This window comes from Corynebacterium sputi DSM 45148 (genome assembly GCF_000427865.1).
GTDB classification, from domain to species: domain Bacteria; phylum Actinomycetota; class Actinomycetes; order Mycobacteriales; family Mycobacteriaceae; genus Corynebacterium; species Corynebacterium sputi.
In genome coordinates this window covers 48,945-73,138 of sequence record NZ_ATYV01000013.1, presented here as the reverse complement: position 1 = coordinate 73,138, position 24,194 = coordinate 48,945, and the positions used below count along the sequence as shown (strand labels likewise).

The 24,194-nt window shown below is 60.0% G+C and carries 23 protein-coding genes; 12 read left to right on the top strand and 11 right to left on the bottom strand.

From position 1 onward, the window contains the following. Positions 1–69 precede the first annotated feature (69 nt). Genes YWU_RS0108305 through YWU_RS0108290 form a run of 4 tightly spaced genes read left to right on the top strand, consistent with a single transcriptional unit; the run spans position 70 to position 2,338 of the window. Positions 70–282, top strand: a complete 213-nt coding sequence (locus YWU_RS0108305; RefSeq protein ID WP_027020115.1) for a hypothetical protein — start codon at positions 70–72, stop codon at positions 280–282. A 1-nt stretch (position 283) separates the two neighbouring features. Beyond that, complete coding sequence (locus YWU_RS15905) at positions 284–577, top strand: hypothetical protein (RefSeq protein ID WP_051260185.1); 294 nt, start codon at positions 284–286, stop codon at positions 575–577. A gap of 29 nt (positions 578–606) precedes the next feature. Beyond that, a complete protein-coding gene (locus tag YWU_RS0108295) occupies positions 607–1,362 on the top strand; it encodes an amidohydrolase family protein (RefSeq protein WP_027020114.1) in 756 nt (251 codons plus the stop codon). A 10-nt stretch (positions 1,363–1,372) separates the two neighbouring features. Continuing rightward, on the top strand, positions 1,373–2,338 hold the full coding sequence (locus YWU_RS0108290) for a threonine/serine dehydratase (protein WP_034647507.1): 966 nt from the start codon (positions 1,373–1,375) through the stop codon (positions 2,336–2,338). 25 nt (positions 2,339–2,363) lie between these two features. On the opposite strand, the gene YWU_RS0108285 is transcribed toward YWU_RS0108290, so the two are convergent. From YWU_RS0108285 to YWU_RS0108255, 6 genes are all read right to left on the bottom strand, one after another. Further along, positions 2,364–3,182 carry an ABC transporter ATP-binding protein gene (locus YWU_RS0108285; protein ID WP_027020112.1) on the bottom strand — a complete coding sequence of 273 codons (819 nt, stop codon included), beginning with the start codon at positions 3,180–3,182 and terminating at the stop codon, positions 2,364–2,366. Continuing rightward, the gene (locus tag YWU_RS0108280; protein ID WP_034647505.1) at positions 3,179–4,261 is read right to left on the bottom strand and encodes a taurine ABC transporter substrate-binding protein; all 1,083 of its coding nucleotides are present in this window, start codon (positions 4,259–4,261) and stop codon (positions 3,179–3,181) included. Before YWU_RS0108280 ends, YWU_RS0108285 begins: the two co-directional genes overlap by 4 nt. Positions 4,262–4,265: 4 nt before the next feature. Then, the gene (locus tag YWU_RS0108275; protein ID WP_240484092.1) at positions 4,266–5,105 is read right to left on the bottom strand and encodes an ABC transporter permease; all 840 of its coding nucleotides are present in this window, start codon (positions 5,103–5,105) and stop codon (positions 4,266–4,268) included. 139 nt (positions 5,106–5,244) lie between these two features. Further along, positions 5,245–5,787 carry a flavin reductase family protein gene (locus YWU_RS15900; RefSeq protein WP_084141983.1) on the bottom strand — a complete coding sequence of 181 codons (543 nt, stop codon included), beginning with the start codon at positions 5,785–5,787 and terminating at the stop codon, positions 5,245–5,247. A gap of 152 nt (positions 5,788–5,939) precedes the next feature. Next, positions 5,940–7,079, bottom strand: a complete 1,140-nt coding sequence (locus tag YWU_RS15895; protein WP_084141981.1) for an LLM class flavin-dependent oxidoreductase — start codon at positions 7,077–7,079, stop codon at positions 5,940–5,942. A 338-nt stretch (positions 7,080–7,417) separates the two neighbouring features. Beyond that, positions 7,418–8,347, bottom strand: coding sequence for an alpha/beta fold hydrolase (locus tag YWU_RS0108255; RefSeq protein ID WP_240484091.1), 930 nt, complete (start codon positions 8,345–8,347; stop codon positions 7,418–7,420). A gap of 332 nt (positions 8,348–8,679) precedes the next feature. Here YWU_RS0108255 and YWU_RS15890 point away from each other — a divergent pair, with 332 nt between their 5' ends. Further along, positions 8,680–10,122 carry an alpha/beta hydrolase gene (locus tag YWU_RS15890; RefSeq protein WP_169718896.1) on the top strand — a complete coding sequence of 481 codons (1,443 nt, stop codon included), beginning with the start codon at positions 8,680–8,682 and terminating at the stop codon, positions 10,120–10,122. Positions 10,123–10,371: 249 nt separating this feature from the next. On the opposite strand, the gene gyrB is transcribed toward YWU_RS15890, so the two are convergent. The 5 genes from gyrB to dnaA all read right to left on the bottom strand — a co-directional run bounded on the left by gyrB (position 10,372) and on the right by dnaA (position 18,174). Beyond that, positions 10,372–12,423: a DNA topoisomerase (ATP-hydrolyzing) subunit B gene (gene gyrB / locus YWU_RS0108245; protein WP_027020108.1), complete on the bottom strand. Its 2,052-nt coding sequence runs from the start codon at positions 12,421–12,423 to the stop codon at positions 10,372–10,374. 207 nt (positions 12,424–12,630) lie between these two features. Beyond that, positions 12,631–13,317, bottom strand: coding sequence for a DciA family protein (locus tag YWU_RS18795; RefSeq protein ID WP_051260179.1), 687 nt, complete (start codon positions 13,315–13,317; stop codon positions 12,631–12,633). Further along, the gene (gene recF, locus YWU_RS0108235) at positions 13,310–14,536 is read right to left on the bottom strand and encodes a DNA replication/repair protein RecF (protein WP_027020107.1); all 1,227 of its coding nucleotides are present in this window, start codon (positions 14,534–14,536) and stop codon (positions 13,310–13,312) included. Before recF ends, YWU_RS18795 begins: the two co-directional genes overlap by 8 nt. A 25-nt stretch (positions 14,537–14,561) precedes the next feature. Further along, on the bottom strand, positions 14,562–15,752 hold the full coding sequence (dnaN, locus tag YWU_RS0108230; RefSeq protein WP_027020106.1) for a DNA polymerase III subunit beta: 1,191 nt from the start codon (positions 15,750–15,752) through the stop codon (positions 14,562–14,564). A gap of 565 nt (positions 15,753–16,317) precedes the next feature. Further along, entirely contained in the window at positions 16,318–18,174 is a 1,857-nt protein-coding gene (gene dnaA / locus YWU_RS0108225; RefSeq protein ID WP_051260178.1) for a chromosomal replication initiator protein DnaA, read from the bottom strand. A gap of 714 nt (positions 18,175–18,888) precedes the next feature. Here dnaA and rpmH point away from each other — a divergent pair. The 7 genes from rpmH to YWU_RS0108190 all read left to right on the top strand — a co-directional run bounded on the left by rpmH (position 18,889) and on the right by YWU_RS0108190 (position 24,178). Then, the gene (gene rpmH, locus YWU_RS0108220; protein WP_027020104.1) at positions 18,889–19,032 is read left to right on the top strand and encodes a 50S ribosomal protein L34; all 144 of its coding nucleotides are present in this window, start codon (positions 18,889–18,891) and stop codon (positions 19,030–19,032) included. A 13-nt stretch (positions 19,033–19,045) separates the two neighbouring features. Further along, a complete protein-coding gene (gene rnpA / locus YWU_RS0108215) occupies positions 19,046–19,405 on the top strand; it encodes a ribonuclease P protein component (protein WP_027020103.1) in 360 nt (119 codons plus the stop codon). A gap of 25 nt (positions 19,406–19,430) precedes the next feature. After that, positions 19,431–19,700: a membrane protein insertion efficiency factor YidD gene (gene yidD, locus YWU_RS17895; RefSeq protein WP_205618311.1), complete on the top strand. Its 270-nt coding sequence runs from the start codon at positions 19,431–19,433 to the stop codon at positions 19,698–19,700. Between the two features lie 63 nt (positions 19,701–19,763). Beyond that, complete coding sequence (yidC, locus tag YWU_RS0108210; protein WP_027020102.1) at positions 19,764–20,948, top strand: membrane protein insertase YidC; 1,185 nt, start codon at positions 19,764–19,766, stop codon at positions 20,946–20,948. Positions 20,949–21,129: 181 nt separating this feature from the next. After that, the gene (rsmG, locus tag YWU_RS0108200) at positions 21,130–21,798 is read left to right on the top strand and encodes a 16S rRNA (guanine(527)-N(7))-methyltransferase RsmG (protein ID WP_051260193.1); all 669 of its coding nucleotides are present in this window, start codon (positions 21,130–21,132) and stop codon (positions 21,796–21,798) included. Positions 21,799–21,957: 159 nt separating this feature from the next. Further along, entirely contained in the window at positions 21,958–22,911 is a 954-nt protein-coding gene (locus tag YWU_RS0108195; RefSeq protein WP_027020100.1) for a ParA family protein, read from the top strand. Positions 22,912–22,954: 43 nt separating this feature from the next. Next, positions 22,955–24,178 (top strand): ParB/RepB/Spo0J family partition protein, encoded by a 1,224-nt coding sequence (locus tag YWU_RS0108190; RefSeq protein WP_027020099.1) that lies wholly within the window; start codon positions 22,955–22,957, stop codon positions 24,176–24,178. The last annotated feature ends 16 nt before the right edge of the window (positions 24,179–24,194 follow it).

Below are 24,194 nucleotides of genomic sequence, written 5' to 3'. Positions count from 1 at the left end.
GTCCCTTTCGATACCATCGTGATACCAACTCGGGGGCCACACCGTGATTCTGGAAGGCGGATCAGACACATGGCAATGACTCTTAGACTTACTGCAGAACAAGACAAGGCTCTGAGCCTCCTCGCCCAACTCCGTGGCGTGTCCAAACAGGAGGCAGCCACCAGAGCCATCGTGGAGACTGCTGCCCGAACCGTGCGGACCACTGAGGTGCGAGACCTCGCCAGGCGCGATGTGGCGGAGTACCGGGCAGTAGAGAACCGGGTCCGTCGGGATCGAGACTGAGATGGCAGATCCACTAGGTCGATCGCTGAGCTCCGAGGACGTTCTTGTCGTTGCTGACGAGGTGTGCGAGTCCTACCTCAGTCACCTGCGGTCTATGCCTGCAATCTGCGCCATCGCGGCAGTGGCCGACGCTGCTGTTGCGGGCGTTCCTGTCCACCGGTCCGGCGAGGCACGGGACACTGCGATCCGAGATGCTGTCAGGCGTCTACAGCCGATTCAAGACAACGCGGCTAATGCAGCGTTCGCGGATGTCCTTATCTCGGTATTGCACAGTGTCGGTGACATCGATGGCTGACTAATGCCAAGACGGGGACCATGGTGTCCATGCCCCAACTTTTTGACGCCCACTTCCACATCATCGACCCTGCCTATCCCTTAGTGGAGAACAACGGCTTCATGCCCGAGCCATTTCTTGCTTCTGACTATGTCGACCAAGTGGTGGGGCTCGACGTCGCCGGAGGTGCGGTTGTATCCGGTTCCTTCCAGGCATTTGATCAGGGTTATCTCGTTGATGCCTTGGCTGCTCTCGGTCCGGGGTTCGTTGGAGTCACCCAGATCCCAGTCTCGACAACTGATGCAGAGATCAGGAGCCTCAACTCCGCCGGCATTCGTGCCATTCGTTTCAATCTCCGCCGAGGCGGGTCCGCAGGTTTGGAGGACTTGGAAACGTTAGCCCGGCGCGTTCATGATCTGGTTGGCTGGCACACGGAGTTATACGTCGACAGTCGTGAACTAGGCGATCTGGAGTCAATCCTTACAGCTCTTCCGAACGTCAGTATTGACCACCTGGGAATGCATCGAGGGGGGCTGCCGACTCTGCTGCGATTGGTAGAGAACGGCGTCAAGGTAAAAGCCACTGGGTTCGGTCGGATAGAGATCGATCCGGTAGAAACCATTCAGGCCATCATGGCTGTCGATCCAACCGCACTAATGGCCGGTACGGATCTCCCCTCAACTCGAGCCGCGCGACCGTTCAATAGTTCCGACCTAGACGTGCTCGCAGAGGCTGTTGGCTTCAATCACGTAGAGGATGTCTTCTGGAACAACGCCGCTCGCTTCTACCGCGCGACAGAGTCTTAGACTGTTTCACGTGAAACATCCCGACGCCGACCCACTCTCCTATTCCGACATCTCCGACGCTACGGAGAGAATTGCGGGTCGGGTCCGGCCGGTAACGGTGACTCCCGCAGAGCGCGTCGAAAAGCCTGGCGCCTCCGGCGAATACGACCTTCACTTCGCACTGGAGTACATGCAATACACCGGCTCTTTCAAGGCCCGGGGCGCACAAAACTTCCTGCGCGCTCACCATGCCGCCGGGATGCTCCCCGATGCTGGAGTCACCATCGCCTCGGGAGGAAACACCGGGCTTGCCTGCGCATGGGCAGCCCAGGAACTGGGGGTCGCATCCACGGTCTTTCTCCCGACTACCGCTCCCACGGTAAAGATCGAACGCCTGCGGTCGTACGACGTAGATGTTCAACTAGTTGGCTCGGAGTACGCAGACGCCAATGCTGCGTGCCAAGATTTCGCGGCTACCAGCGGCGCGTTGACGTCCCATGCCTACGACAATCCGCTCATCGCAGCTGGCGCCGGAACTCTGGTCGATGACATCAGGACTCACGTGCCAGACATCGACACCATCGTTGTCGCAGTCGGTGGAGGTGGACTCTTCGCGGGCGTTGCCACGGCCGCAGACCACCATGGAATACAAACTGTCGCGGTCGAGCCCGACGGCTCCGCGGTCCTTAATGCCTCATTGGCGGCCGGGAAGCTTATCGACATCCCGGTGAACTCCATAGCGGCTGACTCCCTAGGCGCCCGCCGTGCATCGCAATACGCACTTCATGCCACTCAACTAGAGAGCTCCTCCTCCATCACCGTGTCCGACGGCGACATTATTCGAGCGCGCGCCAATCTCTGGAAGGACCGTCGTATCGCCGTCGAATACGGAGCGGCGACAGCACTCGCGGCACTTGAGGGCGCCTACGTTCCGTCGGTTGGCGAGAAGGTGTGCGTCGTCCTCTGCGGCGCCAATACTGACCCAACCACTCTGTAGTACCCCAGGTGTTTCACGTGAAACATCATGCGGCAACGTGTGCCGCAGCAACCGCCTCTGTTAGTTCCCTGCGGAGCTTGACGAGTTCCGGATCTGCTGCAGCCGCCCGCAGTTTGCCTTGGAGTTGTTCCCGGCTGTGCCCGGATCCATACCCAGTGCTTCGCAGTCGCGCGGGGACCTCGATATCTCGGATTATTCGGCCCGGCCCCGTCGCCATCACGACCACACGGTGACCGATCAGAAGTGCCTCTTCGACTGAGTGCGTGACAAAGATGATCGTCGGCCGGCTCCGATGCCACACTCCGATCACTTCCGCCTGAAGCTGCTCACGGGTGAATGGGTCGAGTGCGCCGAACGGCTCATCCATCAAGACGGTCGCCGGGTCTGCGGCCAACACTCTGGCGATCTGAGTCCGCTGACGCATTCCTCCAGAGAGCTCATGCGACAAACGGTCTACTGCGTGGCTCAGACCCACGGCATTGATGGCGTCGTCGATACGCTCCTTCATGCGCGAGGTACCAACACCTTTCCCGACGTCATACTTCCCAGCCAACGGGACATTGCCAGCCGCCGAGAGCCACGGCAGCAACGGCGGACTCTGGAACACCACTCCCCTGTCCACCCCAGGTCCAGTGATTACCTCTCCGTCAGATGTCACCGTTCCTCCGGTTGGCTCCTGGAAACCAGCGATGATGTTGAGCAAAGTCGACTTTCCACAACCGGACGGTCCCACCAGCGTGACAATTTCTCCGTCACCAACCGTCAGCGTGACGTCATCCAAAGCCACCACTCGGTCGCCTCCATCGGTAATGAAGGTTTGGCCCACATCGCTGATCTGAATCATGATTGGCCTCCTTCAGGCAGTACTACGGCGTCTCGGTAATGGGCTTCATCTGCCACCGCCGGAATCTCGTCCTCGTTGTAAAGGAACTCGGCAGTGCTGAACAGACCAGTCGCCACGGACTCCAATTCCTCCCGCTGTTGATCGCCCTGGATGATATTCAGACCCTCCAGTTGCAATCGGGTGTCCTCAATAGATAGTCCTGACGCCGCCGCGACAGACTCCACGAACTCATCAGTGTTCTCTACGTACTGAGATGCAGCCCAGTTCTTGAGGTCCAGCCAGGTCTCCAGAATCTCGGGATTCTGCTCTGAGTACCCACGATCAACGATCGTGAGGTTGAAGGTCGGAGAGCCCTCCTCCCCCACTTCTTCGGACGTCTCTAATGTCGTTCCGCCACTGTCAGTGAGAATCTGCAGTGTTGGGTTCCAGACGTACGCAGCGTCGAGGTCCGGTGAATTCCAGGCAGCCGGAAGCGTATCCGGAGACAGGTTGACCAGTTCCACGTCGGTGGCCGGATCAATCCCCTCCGCCTGGAGTGTCTTGAGGAGGCTGTAGTGCGATGTGGACCCGAACGGGACTCCAATGCGGCCGCCTTTGAGGTCTTCGATTGACTGAGCGTCTTTGGCCACGAGTGCCTCTGCGGCTCCGATGACCGAATTCACCTCGGGGACAATTACGTCCAGATTCAACGGCTCGCTGAGTGCCCTGGCAGTCGGAGTAGATCCGAGCAGTCCAATGTCCGCCGACCGAGCGGCGAAGCCTTGCACGATGTCCGGACCGGTGGGGTACCTCGTCCAGGAGACGTCGACATTCGGGAAGCACGCCTCGGCCAGACCCTGATCGAGGATGTACGACTCTGGTTCAGCAGATCCAAGGTGGGCAATTCGCAGGGCTCCGTCGGCATCAGAGGTCTCCACTGGGCAGACCGCGTTGACGTCATTTCCCTCTGCGTCTGAGTTGCCATTGCCACCGGAGTTCGCGAGTTGATCGGCCTGGGGCCCAACGCAAGCGGATAGCGCGGAAACCGCCAATGCGGAGACTGCGATTACGGAGGCAGTCCGAGAAAGTGTCGTATTCATGAGGTCACTGCTTTCCCTGCCACGGAGCGACCTTGCGCTCAAGTGCCACGAGTAGTTGGTCGAATGCCAGAGCCGTGATGCCAATGATCACGATGCAAGCGATGGTTAATGCTGTGTCGAGCTGAGTACCAGAGATATAAGCAAGCCCACCGATACCGGGGATTCCGTCATTCATCTCCGCCGCGACGATCGACGCCCAGGCAAGTCCTGCCGCCAGCCGAATACCGACGATGATCGACGGCGCTGCGCCGGGAACTGTCACGTCTCGAAGCACTTGGAAGCGTGACGCTCCGAGCGTCTGCACGGATAACCCCCAGGACTTTGGAACTCCGATAACTCCGGTGAGTGTGGCGATGGCGACGGCCGGGAAGGATGCCAGAAACAGAAGGACAATCTTCGAGGTACCTCCGATGCCGAACCACACGATCAGTAGTCCGATGTAGCCAAGGGGAGGCAGTGCCCGCTGGAAAGTCACATACGGCTCCACCACTGATCTGATGATGCTGTTGCTCGCGAGCACCCAGCCAAGCAGAACTCCTACAAGAACTCCTGCGCCCAATCCCACGGCAATTCGCTGGACGGTCGCTAGGAGGTGCTGCCACAGGAAGTAACCCTGGACGCCACAGTTAACCCGGCCGGATCCCGATGCTGATTCCACACACCGATTGCCGTCGATCACTTCCCCGACCACGGCGTCAGGCCCAGGAAGAATCACGGGATCAATCTGCGCGAAGCGGGCGATCGCCCACCACAGTGCGATGGCCCCAACGAATACAGATACCTGAATCAGTCGTTTCCGAGCAGCCTTCTTCAGAGCAGGCCGGTGCGCTCCTTTTCGGCTCACGGTCGGAGTCACGTGAGGCGCTATGGCATTTTACCCACTTCCCTCTCCCTTCGATGTTTCACGTGAAACTTTGGAGTTTGTTCCACGTAAAACATCGCCGGCCGAAGACTTCTCGTCGGCGTCGTCCGGTCCTGTTAAATCAGCTGCGCGAGGCGCCGTTTCCGACGTGCTCCCGGAGTACGTGCTGTTGGTCGTTGTCATGGTTGAGCCTTACTGGCTCCCAAAAGGGCGGCAAAGAATCGACACGCGATTCATGGAAGACGAGCGGACTGACTGGTTCTTCAATGACGGCACAGTGCGTGACATCCAGGAGAGCCACGAAGTGGTCTCCTACCGGAATCACGCGAAGAATCGAGCCGATGAAATGAGCCGAGGCACCTTCAACGAGAACCGCATTTCCATCGGTGGCGTGCCACCGAACGTCGTCGAGACGCTTATCGGCCGGTCCTGAAAACTGACGCACAACATCCCGGTGCTGTTCTGCCAACACCGAGATACCGATCTGCAGGGATTCCAGCAGTAGCGGCCACGTATTGGACGTCGTCTGAACGCTGAACTGCACGATGCCTGGATCCAGACTGATCGTGGTGAAGGACCCGATGGCCATGCCCACTGCACGCCCACCGACATGTGCTGCGGCAACCGCAATGGAGGTAGGAACCCGGGAAAAGGCCTGACGCAGATCCCCGGGTTCAGGTGAAGTCCGGGCGACTCAATGCGGTGCCGGTGAAGCTGCTGCCCTCTGGTGGGGATTTAAAGCTGTGGTCACGGGAGAGTCCTCTCTGTCTGTGTGGGTGCGCCGCGACTAGGCGGCGAGGCGCCGAGTGTCGTGGATCAGGAGGCCGACGCGTCGGCGAAGGGTGTGGCGAAATGGCCATCCTCGGAGTCCGCATTCTCCGGATCCGGATGATTGGCAACGGACAGCCCGCGACGCTGCAATGCAGGCACGATCCCCTCGCCCACGTGGAACGTCTCTTCCAGGTGCGGGTAGCCGGAGAGAATGAAGTGGCTCGCTCCGACTGCCCGGTATTCGGCCAGCCTTTCAGCGACCTGGTCATAAGATCCGACCAACGCAGTACCTGCACCGCCTCGGACCAAGCCCACCCCCGCCCGGAGGTTCGGCGCGATTTCTAGAGTTCGGGCATCGGCTCTAGCAGTGAAGTTGGACCCGCGACCGTGAAGTTCAGTCATTCTCCGCTGCCCTTCGAACTGCGAGCGAGCCAATCCGTCCTGCACGGCGCGGACGGCGTCAGGGTCAATTCCGTCGAGCAGCTTCTGTGCCTCCGCCCAGGCTTCGTCCTCCGTCGCTCGGGCGATGACATGCAAACGCACACCGTGCTCAACAGTCCGTCCGAGGGTCCTCGCCTTGTCATCGACGGCGGCAAGCTTCTCTCCAACCTGTTCCACGGGCTCTCCCCACGTCAGATACGTGTCCGCGTGAGCGGCAGCAGTAGCAATTCCTGCGGCCGAAGATCCACCGAAGAAGTCAGGAGGCCGCTTCTGCGCGGGGCCTGTTAGATGGGCACCGGTGATGTCGAGGTAATCGCCGTTGTAATCGATCGGGTGTCCTCCGCCCTCGCCTACCGCTCCCTCAGACCAAATTCGGTCAATGAAATCGAGAACTTCACCGGCCTTCGCATACCGCTCTTCCTTGGTGGAATGGTCACCGTAGGCACGTTGCTCGATGTCTTCGCCACCCACTACGACATTGAGAATCAGTCGGTCGCCGGAAAGCCTCTGGAAGGCGTGCGCCTGCTGAGCGGTCAAAGTAGGGCTAGACAGTCCTGGGCGCAATGCCACGAGGAACTTCAACTTCTCGGTCTTGGCGATCAGTGCCGCGGTGGTAATCCAAGCGTCGGCGCACCATGCGCCAGTGGGGGTCAGTACGGATTCGAATCCGTTGTATTCAGCGGCCAGCGAATCCTGGATGAGCGTGCGCTCGCGCTCGGCAGAGCTATTTCTCTTGCTGTCGATGTGGTCGACCCAGAGTCGGTCGTCTTTGCGGGGGAGGCATTCACCTCAGACCGCCGTGGCGTTCAACTCATCGCATCCATGCTCCGGAAGGACCTCGGCGGCGACCGCAAACTCAGCATCCAATGCGCCGGCAGCCGGGTGGTCACTGATGCGGCACGCACGGTGGCACTTCATGGATTGTGGACTGACCCCTTGGGTACGGCTGAAGGACTTCACCAGAGCGCGTAAAAACTTCTGCTTTACGACGTCCCCTCCCCACACGATCTATTTCGTCACGTGACGTTTATCTGCCCTACCGGGAAGGTAGGACGATATTCGTCACGTGACGTAATTGGGTGTCAAAGGATCGACGGGTGATGTTGTCCGGCGCTGACATTCGCGAGAAATTCATCAAACCTGTCGGCAACGATCTTCGGTTCTCGGGCCCACCTATTGTGCCCGAGCCCCTCGGGGACGTAGCCGTAGCGCGCCGCCTTTGGAAGTCGGGCCGCGAGATCCTTCGCCGACTCTGGAGGGCAGTCATAGTCACCGCCACACGTCAGGGCGAGAACCGGCGTGGTGATCTGAAGCTGGGCTCGGTCGTAATTCAAATCAGTTCGGAACGGCTTAAGCCTTCCTCCGGCCGAGTACCGGGCCCACTCGCGGATATGCCGACCGGACTGTCGTCCGTAGCCTGCAAGATCAAATCGACCGCCGGGCCAGTAGCCGAGCGCTGTGGAGAACACCTGCATCACCGGCGATCCGTACCGCAACCGCGCCCGCTGTTTTCCACTGAAGTTGATGTAGTGCGGGATACCTGACCCGATAAAGATGGCAGCGTCGACATCAGCCTCCGGCCGGGACAGGTACATCATGCCGATCTGCCCGCCCATCGAGTGGCACATGAAGTACAGCGGCAGCCTGTCCGACCCCTCCTTGACCGGATATTTCTCAGCGAAATGACCTCGAGCAGCGGCCGTAACAAGTGGATAATCCTGCGACGCCAGGTCGTGATAGCCCCACTGGTTACGCCTGGTGGCCTTGGAGGTCTGACCACCCTGCCCTCGAAGCTCCGATAGGACCACCCCGTAACCACGCGAAGCTAACTCCCGTGCCATAGGAGTGAAATACCGCGCTCCCATGCCAAGGCCCGGCCACAGAACAACTACTCCCTTCGGAGTTTCCTCCGGGGTAAAGACAAGCAGTGGGGTAACCGATTTGTCCGGCAAAACCACCTCGATGGTCTCCCAGTCATTATTCCGGGTTACGGATCCTTCATTCGCATTCACCTGGCTAATAATAGTCATCGATATCTATCTTTTCAGCAACGCACCTGAGAATCGACGTAAGTTTCACGTGAAACATCGGGGTGAATCCGGCTCCCCGTTCACCCGGTCATTCACCCGTAACTTACGATGAGATGCAATGCCCAATGATGTTCAGCAACTCAACTCGACAACGGAATGATTCAGTGACAACATACTCTCCCGGCTCCGATGCCCAGTCCTCTTCTGTGTACGCACGGAAGTTGAGTAGAATTCTGGCTCCTGCGACCTCCCTCGCGGTAGCGTCCACCTTGATATTCTCCCCGGCAGCTAATGCTTCCCCTAACGCTGACGCCATGCCGGATCTCGAATGGACCGACTGCCCAATTGCAGCCTTGACCGATCCTGGGACACTTTGCGCGGAACTTGAGGTCCCCCGTGATTATTCGGATCCGGCGGGAGAGCAGATCACGGTCACGGTAAGTCGGGTTCCTGCGTCATCAGGACAGAGCCAGGGATCCATCGCCGGCAACCCTGGTGGTCCAGGTGGCGACGCTCTAGGTATGTTCGCCGAAGGCGGCATCTCCATGCCTGAAGAGATCTCGCAGAACTTCGATCTGATCGCTGTACAACCCCGTGGGCTGCGTTGGTCCACTCCCCTGGACTGCGATCTCGCCGGTATCCCGATGTCTGGATTAATTGCCGCCACTGTCGGAGGGCTCTACGCATCCTGCGAAACTACGTCCCCGGGATATGCCCGGACCGTCACCACAGAGAACACTGCCCGGGACCTGGAGGAGGTTCGTAAAGCTCTCGGTGAAGACACGATCGGACTGTACGGCACCTCGTATGGATCAGATCTGATGTCCACCTACGCCACGCTATTCGGGGACAAGGTCGACGGGATGGTCTTGGATTCGAGTATCGATGCTGACACCCGATATTTCGACCTGGGTACATCCAGGGAGTCGTGGCGCCGGGACGGAATGAACGCCATGTTCCAGTGGATGGCGGACAGGGACGATCAGTACCACCTTGGCACGACCCCTCTGCAGGTCTATACGAAATGGTCCCAGATGGTGAATGACGAGGCAGGCGCTCCCGGTCAGGCCTATCCCCCGCCGGCCGAGGTCGGCGATCTCCCTGAAACCATCGCAAACAATGCTGACGCCCTCCTGCCTGTAGCCAATGAAATCCTGCCAGTTGCCTGGCGTGGAAGTTCCTTCGTCAGCTCGCTTATGGGCAGCTCCGCGCAGACCTCCCCCACTTTCGCGAAGGCAATGGAAGGTCTGTACACCGAAACCGCGTGGCCTGATCTTGCTAGTGCCATCGCTTCTGGAGAAACTCCTGTTCAGAAAATACCGGAAGAACTCACGGACCAGGATCTCATGGATCAGATGGTGTCCATTGCCACGCTGGAGCGCGCCATCATCTGCAATGACAACATCGTGGCTCCAGATCCCTCGTTGATTGGCCAGTCGTACGCAGAGTCGTTCACTGGTGGGGACATCTTCGAGCTCAACTCTCTGGGCCTGAAGTCCGGTCAGCTATGCCTGGGATGGCCTGCCCAACAGTCGGCGATTGACCACTCCCCCGCGAGCCTCGACCGGCAGCCACTCGTCCTGCATTACACCGGTGATACTGCTGTAACGGGAACACCGGCCGGCGAAGCAACCCGCGATCGCATGAATGGAGAGTTCCTTCTCCTGGATGGCTACAGCCATGTAGTCCTTCTCGACGGCCACCACCCCGATGATTCCGACGTTCAAGAAGCAGTAGTCCGCCAGTACATGGGCTAAGGGTTCGCACAAAGCGCACATTCACAATGATGCCGGGGTGACCACAGGGCGTGGCCACCCCGGCATTGGTCTAGTTAATGTTTCACGTGAAACACTCCACTTCCCGCGGAAATAATGCAGCGGCTCTATCTTCAATCCGATGCAAGTGAGGGATGCGGAGAGGGCGTCGTAAAGCGAATCGTTGTAATGCGATGTTTCACGTGAAACATCAAAGCCCTCGCCAGAAGGCGAGGGCTTTAGCATGCTCGGTTAGACGTCCAAGAAGCGGACATCCTTGGCATTGCGGGTGATGAAGGAACGACGTGACGCGACATCGTCACCCATGAGGATGGTGAAGAGCTCGTCCGCCTTCTGCGCGTCCTCGAGTGCAACCTGGCGGAGCACACGGACCTGCGGGTCCATCGTGGTCTCCCAGAGCTCGGCGGCGTTCATCTCACCGAGACCCTTGTAGCGCTGGATGCCATCGTCCTTGTTGATCTTGCGGCCTGCGGCCAGTCCTGCCTCCAACTGAGCATCACGCTCAGCGTCGGAGAAAGCGTAACCCGGCTCACCCTTGCCCCACTTGAGCTTGTAGAGCGGCGGCTGTGCCAAGTAGACGTGGCCTTCTTCCACCAGCGGACGCATGAGGCGGAACAGCAGGGTCAGCAGCAGGGTCGCGATGTGCTGGCCATCGACATCGGCGTCGGCCATCAAGACGATCTTGTGGTAGCGGAGCTTCGAGATATCGAACTCATCATGGATACCGGTGCCCAGAGCCGTGATGATCGCCTGAACTTCGGCGTTCTTCAGGGTCTTGTCCAGGCGGGCCTTCTCCACGTTGAGGATCTTGCCTCGCAGCGGGAGTATCGCTTGGAACATCGAGTCACGGCCGGACTTCGCCGAACCACCAGCGGAGTCACCCTCCACCACGAACAGTTCAGACTTCTTCGGGTCCTTCGAGCGGCAGTCAGCGAGCTTGCCCGGCAGTCCACCGATATCGGTAGCGGACTTGCGACGGACCAGATCACGGGCCTTCCGCGCAGCCATGCGAGCGTGCGCGGAAGAGATGGCCTTGTTGATAATGGCCTTAGCCTCGGCCGGGTTGGCCTCCAGCCAGTGCGCAATGTGCTCATTGGTCATCTTCTGCACGAAGGAACGAACCTCGGTGTTGCCGAGCTTCGTCTTGGTCTGCCCCTCGAACTGCGGGTCGGAGACCTTCACCGAAATGACACACGCGAGTCCCTCACGCACATCTTCACCGCTGAGGTTCGCATCCTTGTCCTTGAGCAACTTGCGCTCGCGGGCGTAGCGGTTGATCAGGGACGTCAGTGCCGAACGGAAACCCTCTTCGTGGGTGCCGCCCTCGATCGTGTTGATCGTGTTCGCGAAGGTGTGGACCGACTGGGAGTAGCCGGAGTTCCACTGCATCGCGATCTCGACCTCCTGGTCGGAACCGGCTGCTTCGAACGTGATGATGCTCGGGTGGATCGCAGTCTTCGACTTGTTCAAAGCCGTGACGTAGTCAACCAGACCGTTCGGGAAGTGGAAGACCTTCTTGCGCTCGGTGACCTTCGCCTTGCGCTCTTTGTCCTTCTCCTTCGCCTCCTCGGCGTCCTTGGCCAGCGAAGCAGACTCAGCTTCTACGGCTGCGGCGAGTTCCTCAGCCTCAAGCTCGGCCTCGAGCTCTGACTGGCTGACGCGCTTGTCAGTCAGGGTGATGGTCAGACCCTTGTTTAGGTATGCCATCTCACGCAGACGTCGTGCGATCGTCTCGAAGTCGAAGTCAGTGGTCTCGAAGATTTCCGCATCCGGCCAGAAACGGATCGTGGTACCGGAGCCGCGCTTACGCGGGCCCTGAACCAGTTCCTCCGGGACAGCGTTGACGAAGTTCTGGTACCAGAGGTTTCCGCCATTGATGATCTCCGCCTCCACCTTGGTGGACAGCGCGTTGACCACAGAAATACCCACGCCGTGCAGACCACCGGAGACCGCATAGGAATCGGAGTCGAACTTACCGCCGGCGTGCAGCTGGGTCATGACGACCTGGACGGTCGGGGCACCGGAGGCGTGCATGTCAACGGGGATACCGCGACCGTCATCGACGACCTGAACACCACCGTCTTCCAGCAGCGTCACCTCGACCTTCGTCGCGTGCCCAGCCATCGCCTCATCGACGGAGTTGTCGACAACCTCCCACACCAAGTGGTGGAGGCCCCGCTCCCCCGTCGAACCGATGTACATGCCCGGACGCTTCCGGACAGCCTCAAGTCCCTCCAGGATCGTGATCGATGATGCGTCGTAATTATGTTCGGTGGCAGCCACGTGGAGCTGTTCTCCTTCTAGAAGCCTTCAAGCGCCTTTTAAGCCTTATGTAATACCTGACCAGTCTACCCGTATCCCCACACTAAAGGGGCATCGAATCTGGTCTGAGGCGCGTTCTGAGACGTTTTTCATGGGTCGGATGGCATTCGTTCACCGGAAAACATAGGAAATTAGGCCTCTCACGCGCCTTTGAGCCGTCGATTCCGATCAACCGTAGGTGTCTCGCGGGCCACGCCCCTTGACGTAGTACCGGCCCTTGCGCCAGTTCGGAGCTGGTGGGCCAACGATCTTGAGCTGATTGACTACTCCATCTCCGACGGTGTCGGCAATGGTGCTCAAAAGCTGCGACTGCAGCAGGCGCACTTGAGTGGCCCACGCGGTTGAGCTGGCCTGGAGTTTCAAAACACCTTCATCGAAGGATTCGATCGTCACATGAGAGGCGAGTTCGTTCCCGACGATCTCATCCCACTTTGACACCACCATGCCGCGCGCCATGTCGGCATTCCACTTACGTTCGATGATCTCCTTGATCAGGACCTTGCCCAGCGGTTGCGGATCACGTCGGCTGGCTCGATAAATCTTGGCAGAGCGCGACCGCAACAGACTGTCGGGGATCCTCGTGCCAGCGCGGTCACGGGGTACTCCATGGAATCCCTCGTCGCGCTGTGGGGTCACTTTGCCAAGGCCAGGGATCGTCACGTCCTGGGTCTGCGATGCCATGTTCACTCGGTCTGCGAGCATGTCACCCCGTGCTTTACGACGTGGAGGAGCTGACAACACAGGCAGTCGCCCTCTCTTACGGGCTTCTGCACGCATCCGCTGGAACGTGTCCTCCACCATGTCGGAGGAAGAATCGCCGAGATCAGCGGTACGTGGGGAGTCTGGGTCAGCCATCGTGGCTCTGTTCGTCGAGAAGCGAGATCCTTCCGTCCGGGGTATCCCGGACGGTGACGGTGTGGGAGCGGTATCCACCGTCGGTTAATGCCGACGGTAGCTCCTCCCCCACCGCCGAGGTGATGAGAACCTGTTCCGCCTGCTGCGCAATAGCAACCAATGCTTCCCGACGTTGCTGGTCGAGTTCTGCGAAGACGTCGTCGAGGATGAGGATCGGATCCGGGCCCTCATCGCGCAGGAGCTGATACGAGGCCAGTCGGAGGGCCAGCGCATACGACCACGTCTCGCCATGGCTGGCGAAACCTTTGGCTGGGTCACTGCCGAGCGTAAGCACAAGATCATCACGATGAGGACCCACCAGCGACATACCGCGGTCGATCTCTCGCTGTCGAGATTCGGCCATCTCGGTAAGCATCATTGCTTCGATGACGGTGGCGTCGGTAGGCAACTCGTCCAGTGGAGCCGGAGACCCGGAGCTCTGCTGGCCTGATCCGTTCTCAGTGATGCGGAAGCGGTAATTCACGTAGGCTGGTCGGGATCCAGACGCTAGGTGCGCGTAGGCGTCGATGATGCGTGGCGCCAACTCCTGCAGCAGCAGAATGCGCTCGGCAGTAACGATGGACCCCACATGGGCTAACTGTCCATCCCAGGTGTCCAGGGTCGCCAAAGCGGCCTCACCATCTGCAGACCCATATCCGCGGCGCAATGCCTGCCCCGCGGACTTCAGCAGGGCGTTGCGCTGGCGCAGGATGCGGTCGTACTCGATGCGAGCACCAGAGAGCATCGGCCGGCGCAACCCAAGCAGGTCATCCAAGTATCGCCGTCGCTGGGCCGGCTCGCCCTTGACCAGTTCGAGGTCCTCTGGTGCGAATAACACCGAGCGGACCGTCCCTGCCATTTCCCGAGGGCTCTTCAGCCTGGTGCGGTTCAGCTGCGCCTGATTGGCCCGGTGTGGGTTGATCAGCAGATGTGCGGCCAGTGCACGTCCATCGTTGACGACCGTGGCAGAGACCCGCGCTGAGTCGGCACCACTGCGAACCAGAGGCGCGTCAGAACTCACCCGGTGGGATGAGAGCGACGAGAGATAACCGACGGATTCAACGATGTTCGTCTTACCGAAGCCATTGCGGCCGACGAAGACGGTGATGCCCGGCTCCAGATCGACCGACAGCTCCGGCCAGGACCGGAAATCTCGGAGGGACAGCGAACGCAGATACATGAGACTCCGGACTTCCTCCGGCGACTCAGCCCGGCAGACGGACCGGCATGAGCAGGTACGTGTATTCCGTCTCCGGAGTCTGGAACATCCCGTCAGTACCTGCCTCCGGGACCGACTCGGGCTCCGGGACGAGGATCGCCGGGCGGGAGGCCTGGGTGAATCCCATGAAGACGCGGCTGGTGTTGATCGCAGCGAGGCCATCATTCAGATACGCCGGGTTGAAGGCGATGATCAAGGGCTCACCGGTGAAGGCGCAGTCGAGAACCTCATCGGCACGACCGGTTTCTTCGGCCTGAGCCGACAGCCGGACCTGACCTTCAGAGAAGTCCATCCGGATCTGTGCTCCACGGTCAGCAACCAGGGAGACACGGCGAATGGCCTCACGCAGAGGTTCAATCTCCACCGAAGCCACGGCGGTGTGAGCCTTCGGCAGCAGCGGTCGGAACTTCGGGAACTCAGCGTCCAGCAGACGAGTGGTGGTGCGACGGTCCGCTCCGAGAATGCCAAGCAATCCGTCTGCGCCGATGGCCTTGCCGTCCGAGCCATCACCGACAGCGATGGTGACCTGCTCAGAGGAATGCGTGTCGATGGTGCGAGCGGTGTCTGCGAGCGTCTTGGCAGGAACCAGGAGCTCCGCTGCGGCGTCGGTGTTGGAATTCCACTTCAGGGTACGAACAGCCAGACGGAAACGGTCGGTTGCCGCCATCGTCACCGTGTCGCCGTCGGACTCCATGCGGATGCCCGTGAGCATCGGCAGGGTCTCGTCACGACCTGCCGCGACAGAGACCTGCGAAATGGCCTCAGTGAAGACACGGGGGTCGATTGTGGCGGTGACAGCGGGGGTCTCCGGCAGAGCCGGATAATCCTCGAGAGTCATTGCCGGAAGTTCGAAGCGTGAGGACCCGCCGGTGACGTGGACCTTAGTGCCATCAAAAAGCATGTCGATCGGCTTGTTCGCCATCTTGGAGACGATCTCAGAGATCAGTCGACCGTTGACCGCGAATCGCCCTCCTGCGCTGACGTCAGCAGGAATGCGGATCCTGGTGGAGACCTCATAGTCGTATCCGGTGATCTCCAGGCCCTCGGCACCTGCTTCGAACACCATGCCCCGGAGGATCGGCTGCGTGGTGCGAGTCGGCAGGTTACGAGCGACCCAGGCGACGGCCTCAGCGAGGTCGTCCTTTTCAGCGCGGACGCGAACTTCAGTCGGTTCCATCATTCCTCCGCGTCCCCGGCCAGAGCAGGGGACTTCAGTAGTTCTCAGTAGAAGCAGGTGCTCGCGACGGAAGATGACAGTTTCTCGGTCTCCCCCGGGCACACATAAATCACTCCACACTCTAACGCAGTCTCAGTGCCTTAGACGAACGCTCAGGATCAATCAGTTTCCACGTTCGCGCATCGTCGCAGCGCGCCGGGAACCCGATCTTGTCCTGGCAATTTTTGTAATTACAGGATCGCGGAAAGTTGCCCGGACTGAGTTTCCACACGCCTTCTGTTTTTTGAAGACTTTAGGGAGATAGTTGGCAGTAGTAGTAGGGGGTGTGCACAGTGTGGAAAACCACTTCCGCCGCAGGTCGTGCCGTCGGAGAGCTTGTTCACAATGTGGTTCATGAAATGTGGATAAACAGCTGTTGTTGTGGATAACTTCCTTCGGCGCTGGTTATCCCCAGATTGTGGGAAGTTGTACACCTGATCGTTCGCAGGTTTTCCACATCCTAAAACCCCTGCTCGCGCAAACGGCCGGGCAAACCCTGACGGGTTGCCCGGCCGTTCAGAATGACTCAGAGTCGCGCCTGCTCCTGGATCCGCGCGGTGAGTTCCTTGATTTCTCGGCGGGTCGTTTCCTTAACCGCCTGTTCCTTTTCAATTTTGTCGTCGCCATGCTTGATCGTCGAGTGGTCCCTGTCGCCTAGGGCCGCTCCGATACTGACCAAGGACAGGTTCGTCATGCGTCGGATCAGGTGCATCGAGATCTGTCGAGCGTGTGACACCGGACGGGACCTGGAGTCACTTTCTAGATCCTTCACAGAAAGACCGAAGTACTCGGCGGTTGTTCCAATGATGAGCTCAGCGGTGATTTCTACCGGCTCCACCTGGGTACCCAGTACTTCACGAGCCAATTCCACGGTGGGAGCACGCTTGAGCAGGGACGCCTGGGCACTGATCTGCAGCAGGTCGCCTTCCAGCGCACGGATGGAGGTGTTGTTGTTCTCCGCGATAAAGACCAGCACGTCTTCCGGGATGGACATGCTCTCAACCTGCTCGACCTTCTTTTGCAGAATCGCGATTCGGGTCTCCAAGTCAGGAAGCGAAAGATCCGCGAATAGACCCTGTTCAAAGCGGGTACGCAGGCGGTCCTCCAGCGTCACCAGCTGGCTCGGCGGACGATCCGACGACAGCACAATCTGGCGATTGGTCTGGTACAGCGCATTAAAGGTGTGGAAGAACTCCTCCTGCGTACCTTCCTTACCTGCTAAGAACTGGATGTCGTCGACAAGCAGCATGTCGAGGTTCCGGTACCGACGCTTGAAGGATTCCTGGGCATCTTCACGAAGCGAGGTAATGAAGTCGTTCGTAAATTCTTCAGAACTGACGTACTTCAACTTCAACTGCGGGTGCAGGTTCAGTGCGTAGTGCCCGATCGCGTGCAGCAGGTGCGTCTTGCCCAGCCCTGAAGGGCCGGCGATGTACAGCGGATTGTACGAACGACCCGGGCTTTCCGCGACTGCTACCGCTGCGGCAGCGGCGATCTTATTCTGCGGGCCCTGGACGAAGGTTTCGAAGGTGTACTTCCGGTTGAGGGTCGGCTCCTCCACCGGGTCACTCATCTGGTGCGGAACCTTCGGACGCGAGGACTGCTGTGTCGCGCCGACCGGTCCCTGGACCGAATGGTTAGGTGCCCCCTGCGAATGGGAGTGTGAGACCGGACGAGAAGTCGTCACCGAAGATGCGTTATATCCGCTGACCTGGTCGTTGCGGTAGCCGTAGTCACGCGTCTGTGAGTCCCGCAGCTGAGCCTGGTGGTCTCCATAGTGGCCGGAGTTATCTCGGCGACCCTGGTCATCAGAAACTCGCTGACCTGCACCAGAACCATAACCATGGTTCTGGTGATTCTGCGGATGCTGCGTGGACTGCGGAACCTGGGAGCGCTGGTTGTCGTAACCGTGCACCTGCTCAGAACCGGGATTTTGCTGGTTCTGCGGATGCTGTGCCGACTGGGCGCGTTGGCTGGAATCCAGTCCGTCGAAGCGGAAGCCACCCTGCTGACCGGCGCCTGGGTTGGTGTACTGGTCGTCATTGTCTGGGGCCGACTCTGCAACCGTCAGGACAACATGCAGGTTCTTGCCGGTGACCTGGAACAATGCTGCCGTGATGTGATGGGACAGCTGTCCCTCGATGAGCTTCTTTGCTTGGGTGGACGTAGCAGTTAACAGGACATACCCATTTACCTGCCCGACCGGGCGGACGCTGGCAAGAAGTGACCTGTCGCTCGCACGAAGTGTGAGATCCGGCCGCATGGGATCGTCACTGGCAGCTACCAGCTGTTCGATCACTTCCTGCCAAACCCAGTTGAAGTCCTGGGGTACAGCATCCATCTCAGTCGTCCCGTCGTTGTCCGTCGAATCGAACCCGACCACCTCTGGGGTGGTCGGGCCCGATGGTTACCGCTCGCAGTCCGGGAATGTGGCCCGGACCGCCGCTCGCTCAGGACGTTGATTTCCCGGGGTACGGGCAACGTCCGGTCGACACTCTTCGACATTTAGTGCACATATTTGTGCACAGTCTTCGAAGGTGTCTGGCCTGGGTTTCCACATTGTTATCAACACAGTGTGGATAACTCCATTCAGCTGTTCTCCCCCGAATTATTCACATTGTGAGGGGTGGAATCAAGTTTTCCACAACTGTACGTTGACCAGCGCGTATATTGGTTTTCGAGCATGATTTCGAAGCTTTCGACCATGTAGTTATCCACAGCTTATGTCCCTGGCCTGCACTTATAGCCTGTGGATAAGCTGTGTCCCACCAGTGAATTTCATAGATGTAATTTACTTTGGAGGTCGTTTCCCCGTCTCACCTGCGCATCGGTGCACATTCGGGGCCACCCGCAGATTTGTCTTAGCGACGCAACGGGACGTACGCTTACCTGCGTCTGTCATATCCATCGTCCGATCTTGGGCGGCGATATGTTCACCGCAGGTGCACGTCGGGTCTTCCGGCGTCAGCACGCGCGGGCCCACAGGGCCGGTACAGAGCCGACCCACCAGTGGGTGCTTGAAACCGTTTACGGCGGCTCCCGGTCCGGACCTAGTCCGGTTCGCGGACAACCGCCCCAAAGTAGAGGAGTGTTTACCGTGGCCAAGGGCAAGCGGACGTTCCAGCCGAACAACCGTCGTCGTGCACGTGTGCACGGATTCCGTACTCGTATGCGCACCCGTTCGGGCCGCGCGGTCGTCGCTGCACGTCGCAGCAAGGGCCGTGCACGCCTGACCGCGTAGCAGGGTTAACCCGGTGCTTCCCCAGCAGCATCGACTGCACCGGTCTGCCGATTTTTCGTCGGTAGTTCGTGGGGGACGTCGCATCGGGCGCAGGACAATCGTCCTGCACATACTTCAGGTAACTGATGAGGCCGACGTGCCGACTGCCCGATCGGGTGGTCCGCGCGTCGGTCTTGTCGTTTCCAAGGCGGTTGGCAACGCAGTGACCAGACACGCTGTGTCGCGGAAGCTGCGCCATGTCGCCGCAGATGTAATTGCAGGGGTTCCGGATGACGTAGACATTGTCATCAGGGCACTCCCCGCCTCCGGTACAGCAACGAGTCTGGAGTTGGTCAAAGATGTCCGATCAGCGGTCCGGAAATTCCTTCGATGACCAGGAGCTGGATCCAGTTCCGGTGATGCGGGGGCCGGCTCGGGCCGTCGAGAAGCTCATTCTTTTCTACCGCCGGAGACTATCGCCGCTGAAAGGCGGCGGAGGCAGTTGCAGATTTGAACCGACCTGCTCCGAATACGGTCTGGTCTCGGTACGTCGCTTTGGCGCCGTCCGCGGGACTTTGATGGCTGTGGGGCGCATACTGCGATGTGCGCCTTGGCATCCCGGAGGCTGGGATCCAGTACCGGTGGAGTACGCCGGACTGCGTTCCTGGTTGACGCAATTACACAGGTAACCTCAGGGTCGGCCCACGTGGACGGGCCTACCGATCGAACGAAGACAGGAGTCTCCGTACACCGTGCTTAACTTCATTTACTGGCCGATTTCGGCCATCATGTGGTTCTGGCACCAAGCTGCGAGTTTGGTGTTGGACCCCTCGTCCGGCCTGTCCTGGGTGCTGGCGATCGTCTTGCTGGTGGTGACGATTCGTCTGCTGCTCTTCCGCCCGATGTTCAAGTCGCAGCGGTCGATGCTGAAAATGCAGAAGATGCAGCCTCTCATGCAGGAGGTCCGCAATAAGTACAAGAACGACCAGCAGAAGCAGGCCATGGAAATGCGCCGCATCCAGAAGGAGATGGGTGTCAACCCGCTCCGTGGATGTTTGCCGATGCTGGTTCAGATCCCGGTGTTCCTGGGTCTGTTCCATGTGATCCGTTCGTTCAACCGCACCGGTGAGGGGGTCGGCCAGGTTGGTATCAGCCTGGAGGAGAACTGGAACACCTCGAACTACATGTTCAGTGTCGGCGATGTGCAGTCGTTCCTGTCTGCCCGTCTCTTCGGCGCCCCGATGTCCGGTTCGATTGGCATGAGCCCGGACCAGTATGCGGCGTTCGTTGAACCCGGTGCTGCTGTTGACATCACTCGGTTCCAGATCGCCGTCGTCGCTATCCCGATGATGGTTCTCTCCGCTGCGTTTATCCACTTCAACGCCCGTGTCTCGGTGAACCGTACCCAAGACCGTCTGGCTCGTGGTTTGCAGCAGAAGGCTCCCGGCCCGATGGGTGATCAGACCGAGCTGATGAACAAGCTCATGCTGTGGTTCTTCCCGCTGATGATCCTCGCAACCGGTGCCATCTGGTCCATCGGCCTGCTGGTCTACATGCTCACCAACAACATTTGGACCTACTTCCAGCAGCGCTACGTCTTCGGCAAGCTCGACGCCGAGGAAGCTGCTGAGATCGAGGCTGAGAAGGAAGCCAAGCGCCAGGCGCAGGCAAAGCTCGCCCCGAAGGTCGGCGCTAAGCCGAAGAAGAACAAGAAGAACAAGGGCGGCGCGCAGCACCCGGTTGAGGCTGAGGGAACTACCTCGCTTGACGACGTCGACGTGGTCGACGCCCCCACCGCCTCCGACGACGCCCAGGTCTCGGCATCGGAGGATGCCGGTGCGACGGCGGACGCTAACGTGCCCGATGCCCCACAACCCGGTGCTGCACCCAGACCGGGTCAACGCAGTGGCAATAAAAAGAAGAAGAAGCGGAAATAGACTGCCGTACGGCCCGTCCACACTAGGAACCGCCTGTCCTCGAATTTTGAGGCAGGCGGTTTTCCGCGTTCTGGGGTCAATGCTCCGGAGGTGGTCTGGGAAGGGCATGTCGGACGGTTACACTGACGTGTGATTAAGCGTCGCAGAGTCCAGGTGCGGCGCAGAGGGAAGGGTTGTGAAGATGGCGGAAGACGGTCCGGTGCAGGACGACGGAGCTCAGGTGGCTGAACCGACGACGGCGGTGGAGTCGGTCTTCGGATCCCGTGCGGATCTGGCCCGGCGGTACCACTACTGGCTCGCGGAGCACGCCACGGTCCGTGGTCTGATCGGCCCGCGTGAGGTGCCGAAGCTGTGGGACCGGCACATCTTAAATTCCGCTGCGCTGGTGGAGGTCCTCCCAGAGGGCGCTACCGTCGCGGATATCGGCTCCGGTGCCGGACTTCCGGGAATCCCGGTGGCTATTGCCCGACCTGATCTCCTGGTCACGCTGATCGAGCCTCTGCAGCGTCGCACTACGTTCCTGCAAGAGGTTGTTGACGATCTCGCGCTGGACAATGTCCGCGTCATCCGCGGTCGAGCTGAGGAGCCGTCGGTACGCAAGGAGGCTGGCCTGTTCGACGTGGTGACCTCCCGTGCAGTCGCTCCCCTGGGCAAGCTCGCCGGTTGGACGCTTCCGCTGGTGAAGACCGGTGGTGTCATGGCTGCAGTGAAAGGCTCCAGCGCCCCGGAAGAGATCGAGCGGGACGGCAAGCTCATCCGCAAGGCCAAGGGCGGCACAGTTGATGTCGTGCAGATCGGTGAAGAGACCGACACGACGCCGACCTATGTCGTGCGCATCGTCAAGAATTAGTCAGTAATCATCAGGCGTTGTTGCGGAACCGGTGTCGGGGTCGGGACTAGAGTGGCAGTGGTCAGAGACGGCTCGATCCGAGACCTGTGCCGACCAATGGTCCGGTTCGCTCGTCAGCAGTTCCAGCAATGCACGCCATAGGGCGACGGAGGCTCAAGCATGTCCCAGAAATCCTGGGCTAACACACCTATCGCGGAAGCGGCGCGCCGTGCTGCCCAGGTGAGGACGCCGAACAGGTTGTCCCTGCCGAAGCCGTCGGTGCCACGGAGGATCACTATCGCGAACCAGAAGGGTGGCGTTGGCAAGACCACCACGACGGTGAACATCGCCAGTGCGCTGGCCCACCACGGGCTCAAGGTCCTGGTTATCGACTCGGATCCGCAGGGCAACGCCTCGACAGCACTGGGTGTCGAGCACTTCAGTGGCACTCCGTCGACGTATGAGCTCCTGCTTGGTGAGATCACTCCGGAAGAGGCAATGAAGCAGTCTCCGGAATCGGAGAACCTGTGGTGCATTCCTGCGACCTTGGACCTTGCCGGTTCAGAGATCGAATTGGTCAACCTGTTCAACCGTGAGCGTCGCCTGAAGCAGACAGTGACCGAAGAGTTCCTCATTGAGAACGGGTTCGACTACCTGATCATCGACTGCCCGCCCTCGCTGGGGCTGCTCACCCTCAACGCGATGACCGCGTCGGATGAGATCATGATCCCGATCCAGTGTGAGTTTTATGCACTGGAGGGAGTGACCCAGCTCCTCAACAACGTGCAGATGATTCGCCAGCACCTCAACCCGGAACTGCATATCTCCGCGGTTCTGCTGACGATGTATGACGGCAGGACCCGACTGGCAGATGAGGTCTCTGGCGAAGTGCGAAACCACTTCGGCAAGGCTGTTCTCCGGAATGTGATCCCACGTAGTGTGAAGGTGTCGGAGGCGCCGGGATACGGACAGTCAGTGATCTCCTACGATCCCGGCTCCCGCGGCGCGCTGGCCTACATGGACGCAGCCAAGGAGCTGGCCGCACGCGGTAATCTTCTTCCCACAGCCTCTTCCGGTGCAATCGGTGTCGAACCCGCCGAGGAGCGGGCCGGCGCGGCGGATCCGACCACTTAACGTCAGACGCAGGAATGCGGTGACCAGCACAACGAGGTAGATGATGACTCAGGACAGGCAGGAAGCCGGGAAACGTGAACCCCGGAGGGGTGGGCTTGGCCGTGGGCTGGCCGCCCTGATTCCGACGTCAGGGGAAGGTCGGCCCGCACTGGGTGACAGCGCCGCTGACGAACTGTTCGGCCCTTCCCGGGTGCGACCGGCTCAGGAGCAGCCGCAGGCCAGTCCGGCTGCCGAGGTCGAATCCGATTCGGCTCAGGGTGCCGAGACGAGCAAGTCGGCGTCGAAACGCTCCCCTGGAGGGCTCGGACCGGTCGGCCGGTCGATTCCGCAGGCTTCCTCGGCCACCGCGCCAGGAGACGGCCCCGCCGCAGAATCCGCCTCCTCGAAGGCCTCTCCCCTAGTGGTTGGTGCAACCTACCGGGAGATTCCGGTGCCTGTCATCGCACCGAACCCGGAGCAGCCGCGCCAGACTTTTGATGATGAGCCGCTCCATGAGCTGGCCCATTCGATCCGCGAGTTCGGTCTCATGCAGCCGATCGTGGTTCGTTCCATCCCCCGTGAGGGTAGGGCTCGTGCTCTGGAGGTCGCCCGCAGCCGTAATCCGCAGGCGCCGCAGCCTGAGTTCGAGATCATCATGGGTGAGCGCCGTTGGCGCGCTGCCCAGATCGCTGGTCTGGACACTCTGCCGACGATCGTCCGCGAGACGGACGACTCGGAGATGCTTCGCGACGCCCTGTTGGAGAACATCCACCGCGTCCAGCTCAATCCTTTGGAAGAAGCCGCTGCCTACCAGCAGCTTCTCGAGGAGTTCGATGTCACCCAGGCTCAGCTGGCAGAAAAAATTGGTCGCTCCCGCCCGATGATTACCAACATGATCCGCCTTCTGCAGCTCCCCGTCCCGGTCCAGGGTCGAGTCGCTGCGGGTGTCCTGTCCGCAGGACACGCGCGTGCTCTGCTTGGACTGAAGACTGGCCAGGAATCCATGGAGGATCTGGCAGGTCGGATTGTCGCCGAAGGTCTCTCGGTCCGCGCGACCGAGGAAGCCGTCACCCTCGCGAACCGCGATGGCGTGGAACCGGCGCCGAAGCCGCGTGAGCAGATTCCCCAGCCGGAGCGACTGACCGATAGCGCGGACCGTCTCTCTGATCGCTTCGACACCAAGGTCACGGCTCAGATGGGCAAGAAGAAGGGCAAGATCGTCATCGAATTCGGTGATCTGGAGGACTTCGACCGGATCATGGACATTCTCGGGACCGAGCAGGACTAGAGGACACAGCGTCCAC

What these genes read in the sequence shown, in the direction of transcription:
- YWU_RS0108305 (WP_027020115.1), top strand. Translation starts at nt 70, where the DNA reads ATGGCAATGACTCTTAGACTTACTGCAGAACAAGACAAGGCTCTGAGC.
- YWU_RS15905 (WP_051260185.1), top strand. Translation starts at nt 284, where the DNA reads ATGGCAGATCCACTAGGTCGATCGCTGAGCTCCGAGGACGTTCTTGTC.
- YWU_RS0108295 (WP_027020114.1), top strand. Translation starts at nt 607, where the DNA reads ATGCCCCAACTTTTTGACGCCCACTTCCACATCATCGACCCTGCCTAT.
- YWU_RS0108285 (WP_027020112.1), bottom strand. Translation starts at nt 3,182, where the DNA reads ATGATTCAGATCAGCGATGTGGGCCAAACCTTCATTACCGATGGAGGC.
- YWU_RS0108280 (WP_034647505.1), bottom strand. Translation starts at nt 4,261, where the DNA reads ATGAATACGACACTTTCTCGGACTGCCTCCGTAATCGCAGTCTCCGCA.
- YWU_RS15890 (WP_169718896.1), top strand. Translation starts at nt 8,680, where the DNA reads ATGCCGGATCTCGAATGGACCGACTGCCCAATTGCAGCCTTGACCGAT.
- YWU_RS18795 (WP_051260179.1), bottom strand. Translation starts at nt 13,317, where the DNA reads ATGGCTGACCCAGACTCCCCACGTACCGCTGATCTCGGCGATTCTTCC.
- recF (WP_027020107.1), bottom strand. Translation starts at nt 14,536, where the DNA reads ATGTATCTGCGTTCGCTGTCCCTCCGAGATTTCCGGTCCTGGCCGGAG.
- dnaN (WP_027020106.1), bottom strand. Translation starts at nt 15,752, where the DNA reads ATGGAACCGACTGAAGTTCGCGTCCGCGCTGAAAAGGACGACCTCGCT.
- yidD (WP_205618311.1), top strand. Translation starts at nt 19,431, where the DNA reads ATGCGGGGGCCGGCTCGGGCCGTCGAGAAGCTCATTCTTTTCTACCGC.
- rsmG (WP_051260193.1), top strand. Translation starts at nt 21,130, where the DNA reads ATGGCGGAAGACGGTCCGGTGCAGGACGACGGAGCTCAGGTGGCTGAA.
- YWU_RS0108195 (WP_027020100.1), top strand. Translation starts at nt 21,958, where the DNA reads ATGTCCCAGAAATCCTGGGCTAACACACCTATCGCGGAAGCGGCGCGC.
- YWU_RS0108190 (WP_027020099.1), top strand. Translation starts at nt 22,955, where the DNA reads ATGACTCAGGACAGGCAGGAAGCCGGGAAACGTGAACCCCGGAGGGGT.